The 4,065-nt window shown below is 67.9% G+C and carries 3 protein-coding genes; all 3 read left to right on the top strand.

Going from position 1 to position 4,065, the window contains the following annotated elements; all coding sequences use genetic code 11:
- Positions 1-941 precede the first annotated feature (941 nt).
- The 3 genes from E2C06_RS35590 (at position 942) to E2C06_RS35580 (ending at position 3,799) form a co-directional block, all read left to right on the top strand.
- A complete protein-coding gene (locus tag E2C06_RS35590; RefSeq protein WP_133293261.1) occupies positions 942-1,337 on the top strand; it encodes a hypothetical protein in 396 nt (131 codons plus the stop codon).
- Between the two features lie 226 nt (positions 1,338-1,563).
- Positions 1,564-2,457: a LysR family transcriptional regulator gene (locus E2C06_RS35585; RefSeq protein ID WP_133293260.1), complete on the top strand. Its 894-nt coding sequence runs from the start codon at positions 1,564-1,566 to the stop codon at positions 2,455-2,457.
- Between the two features lie 211 nt (positions 2,458-2,668).
- Positions 2,669-3,799 carry a YbfB/YjiJ family MFS transporter gene (locus E2C06_RS35580; protein WP_206664841.1) on the top strand — a complete coding sequence of 377 codons (1,131 nt, stop codon included), beginning with the start codon at positions 2,669-2,671 and terminating at the stop codon, positions 3,797-3,799.
- Positions 3,800-4,065: the final 266 nt, after the last annotated feature.

Here is a 4,065-nt window from a genome sequence, read left to right as displayed (position 1 = left end):
TGCGCCGCGATCGCACCATAGGTCAGGCCGGCCTGGCGCAGCCCGATCACCTGTCGCCGACGTTCCTCTTGCGCCGCCGCCGGCAGCTTGCGGATGTCCACATGCTTCATGTCCCCAACCTGGACGGATCCTACTCGCCTTCAAGACCGCCCAGGCCGGATCAATAGTAAAATAGTAGGTCAGAGACTACAGCATAATGCGCAGGGCATCTTGTTCGGTGGCCCGCCGACAAAAAGGCGAGGCCGATCGAACGGTCCCTCGGCAAGCGCAGCCACCCTCCCTTCCAACTCGTCGGCGGATGCGGCTGTAGTGGTCTACCGTCTTGGCATCGGAACCTGGGAAGCCGGAGACGGACGAGCAGACCGTGCAAGGCACCGAAAGAAGCGGTTTACGTCTTGCGATTTGACGAACCGCTGCACCGATGGGTGGCTCGACAGCCTCATCGGTGTGCTGCACCCCGAACGGGGTGCTAACCCTTGTATCAGACACTACGGCGCCGTTGCGGCATGGCCCGGGGAGCAATGAGATCATCCCCGCGGACAACCCCTGCGCATGATCTAGGCGACTGGTCTGAGGAATCGGAGGTACGACAGGGACCGGGCAATCCCCTGTGCGCGTAACAGCGCAACGCCTCTTGTTGAGCGTCTACACTCAATCGGGTGACGATCCTCTCCCCCTTGGCCATTTGTTTTACGCATGTGCCCAGGGGGGAAAGAACGCATCCAGCCTAATGGGTGAGTGAAAGGTAGTTCGCTTCACTGCTCTGCGCCAGATGGCACAATCGGCGCCCGCATGCCTTCGCATCGCTGCGCGTGATCGGTTCGAGCGCAGCGCAGCAAGCCAGAGATCACTAGCAGCCCGCGGTCGAGAGCGAAGCAATCGAGCGCGCGATGGAGAGACAAATTGCATTGCCGAATTCTCGGCGATACAAACCTGCTGCCATGCAGCGCGACGAACCACCCTATTACGAACCGCTCGAATTGATGCCTCGTCCTGCGCCATCTCCGCAGGAGATCGCGCGCGCTTCGACGAGCACCAAGGTAGGCGCTTGGACGGCGAAGACACTGGCCGGATGGGGCGTTCCCTACCCGCCGCCGAAGGGATGGCGTACCGAGTTGATCCGCCTGCACGCGTCGAGCCTTGATGTCACCCCGCTGCCCCACAGGCCGAAGGACAGGCAGGCGCGGAAGGTAGAGCGGGACACCTCGTCTGCATCATCGCCCTCCGCGTCTACCACCACGCAGTCAACGGCACCCCAGCAGTGGAACCCGATCACCGTTTACCGCATCACTGACATCGGCACGCCCGACCCGGATGATCCCCCGCCCTGGCTGTGAGTGGGCATGAGATGGTAACGTCTGGCAGGTACCATCAAATTCTGTACGCGCATACACCCAGCCTCTCACCGGGATCCGGGGTGTTGAGCATCCTCCTGGCCATGCCATGCACGCAGACACCGGCGATGCTGACCTCATCCGGCAGGCGCTCGAGGAGGGGCTACGAAGCGTCGCAGGTGCCGACAACTCCGGCTAGGGTAAAGCTACTGGCGAGGAGCGGAGCAGCATGGACGCCGCAGACCTGAGGGTGTTCGAGGCCGTGCTGCGGCTGGGCGGCATGGGCCGGGCCGCAACGGAGCTGCACACGGTGCAGTCCAACGTGACCGCGCGGATGCGCCGGCTTGAGGACGAGCTTGGGACACCGCTATTCCACCGACATGCCCGCGGCGTCGAGCCAACCCCGGCCGGGCAGCGGCTGCTTCCCTTCGCGTGCCGCATGGCAAGCCTGCTGGATGGTGCCCGCCGGGCCGCGCTCGATGACGGCACACCGCAAGGGGCGCTGGTCCTCAGCTCGCTCGAGACCACCGCCGCGCTGCGCCTTTCGCCTGCCCTGACCACCTTCGTGGCAGCGCATCCCGCGGTCGATCTGACCCTGCGGACCGGGACGACTTGCGAGCTGGTGGAGCAGGTCCTCGACCACCGGCTGGAGGGCGCCTTCGTTTGCGGTCCGGTGGCGCATCCGGAGCTGGAAGCGGAGACCGTCTTCGTGGAGGAGCTGGCGCTGCTCTCGGCGCCTTCGATCGGGTCACTGGATGCGCTGGCCGGGCGGGGGGACCTCCGGATCGTGGTGCTGCGCCGCGGCTGCTCCTATCGCCATCGGCTGGAGGAGGTGTTGGCGCGGCGGGGTATCCCGGTCGTCCGGGTGCTGGAGTTCGGCACCCTCGAGGCGATCTTCGGCTGCGTCGCGGCCGGGCTCGGGGTGACGTTGCTGCCACGGGCGCTTGTCGGGCCGATCTGGCGCGAGGGTCGGGTCGCCCTGCACGCGATACCGGCCCGCGACGCCCGGGTCGAGACGGTGTTCGTGCGGCGGCGGGACGCCTACCGCTCCAGCGCGCTCGCGGCTTTTGTGGAGATGGTCCGGCCCTCGCGCAGCGAGGACCTGCAGGCTGCGGCCGAATAGCTGATCTATCTGCCGGAAAGATGCCGGCCATCAAAAGCAATCGCTTTTCCTGGCCTTCAGCGCGGATCAGCCTGCCGCTGCCCTCTCGGGCATAGCAGCGAAGGTGGGCGTGATGAGTGCGTCGGGTACGGCGTTGCGGTGGCTGGGTGCCGTCACAGGTAGTAGCACGCGGGCGGCCCGTCCTGGGCCTGGCCTGGTCGCCCTCGGCGGGATGCTGGCGCTGGCCTCGGCCATGGGCATCGGCCGCTTTGTCTACACCCCCATCTTGCCGGCCATGATCGAGGCCTTGGACCTGAGCAAGGCGGAGGCGGGGCTGATCGCCTCGGCCAACTTCGTCGGCTACCTCGCCGGCGCCCTGGTCGCCGCGGCACCCCGCCTTCCAGGGAGCCGCCGGGCCTGGTTTCTCGGCGCGCTGCTCCTCGGGGCGGCCACGACGGCGGCCATGGGATTGGTCGGCTCGCTGTGGGGCTTCCTCCTGCTGCGCCTGATCGGTGGGACGGCTAGCGCCTTCGTGCTGGTCCTCGGCTCGGACCTGATCCTTGATCGCCTCGCCGCCGTGGGCCGTGGCAGCCTCTCGGCGCTGCACTTCGCTGGCGTCGGGCTTGGGATCGCCGCCTCGGCGGCACTGGTCACCGCACTGGAGGCAGCCGGGGCCGACTGGCGCGGACTCTGGGTGGCAGTGGGTGGGGCCGCGGCCGCAGTGGTCCCCGTGGTGGTCTGGCTCGTGCCTGCTGAGGCTGTCGCCCCGGCAAGGCCGGTCAGCGTGGATGCGCCCGTTGCGCGTCGCCCGTCTGGCCTTGGCCGGCTGGCCCTGTGCCACGGGCTGTTCGGCTTCGGCTATGTCGCCACCGCGACCTTCCTCGTGGCCGTGGTCAGGGCGAGCCCCGAGGCTCGTGCGCTGGAGCCGGTGGTCTGGCTCATCGTCGGGCTCGCCGCCCTGCCCTCGACAGCTGCCTGGGGTTGGGCGGGCACCCGGATCGGTCCGAGGTGGGCCTATGCAGCGGCCTGCCTGCTGGAGGCCCTGGGCGTTGCCGCGGGTGGGCTCTGGACGACTTCGGCCGGGGCGCTACTGACGGCCGCACTGCTGGGCGGCACCTTCATGGGCATCACGGCGCTCGGCTTTGCGGCGGCCCGCGCCCTCGCGCCGGACGATCAGCGGCGCGCCTTTGCCCTGACGACGGCGGGCTTCGGGGTAGGGCAGATTGCCGGGCCGGTGATGGACGGGCTGCTGCTTGACCGCACTGGCGGTTTTGCCGCGCCGTCGCTGCTGGCGGCAGCTGCGCTGTTGTTGGCGGCAAGCCTGATCACACGAGGTGAGCCACGAGCATCGATGGAAGGCTGAACGAAGCCGGTTCCGTCCATCCAGTGGCTACGGCCTGGATGGCCGCACCCGGCAGAGCCGATCAGGTAGATGTCGATAGTCGCCGAGTGCCCTAGGTCTCTCTAAGCTGATCGGGTCACCCTGCCGGAGTTCGCCCCCATGCGACGCCGTTCCCCGCTGTCGCTGCCCGTCCTGGCCGCGTCGTGCCCCGTTCGGGCGCAGGCACCGCTGGCCCTCCTCACTGCGGGACCTGGTAGCGCCTTCCTGCCCTATGGTGAGGGGCTTGC

It is taken from the genome of Dankookia rubra, from assembly GCF_004355005.1.
Lineage (GTDB): Bacteria > Pseudomonadota > Alphaproteobacteria > Acetobacterales > Acetobacteraceae > Paracraurococcus > Paracraurococcus ruber_A.
Note: the sequence above shows the minus strand (reverse complement) of the source record. Positions and strands in the feature narration are given on the sequence as shown.

Coding starts and splice junctions, on each gene's coding strand:
- E2C06_RS35590 (WP_133293261.1), top strand. CDS start 942: ATGCAGCGCGACGAACCACCCTATTACGAACCGCTCGAATTGATGCCT.
- E2C06_RS35585 (WP_133293260.1), top strand. CDS start 1,564: ATGGACGCCGCAGACCTGAGGGTGTTCGAGGCCGTGCTGCGGCTGGGC.
- E2C06_RS35580 (WP_206664841.1), top strand. CDS start 2,669: ATGCTGGCGCTGGCCTCGGCCATGGGCATCGGCCGCTTTGTCTACACC.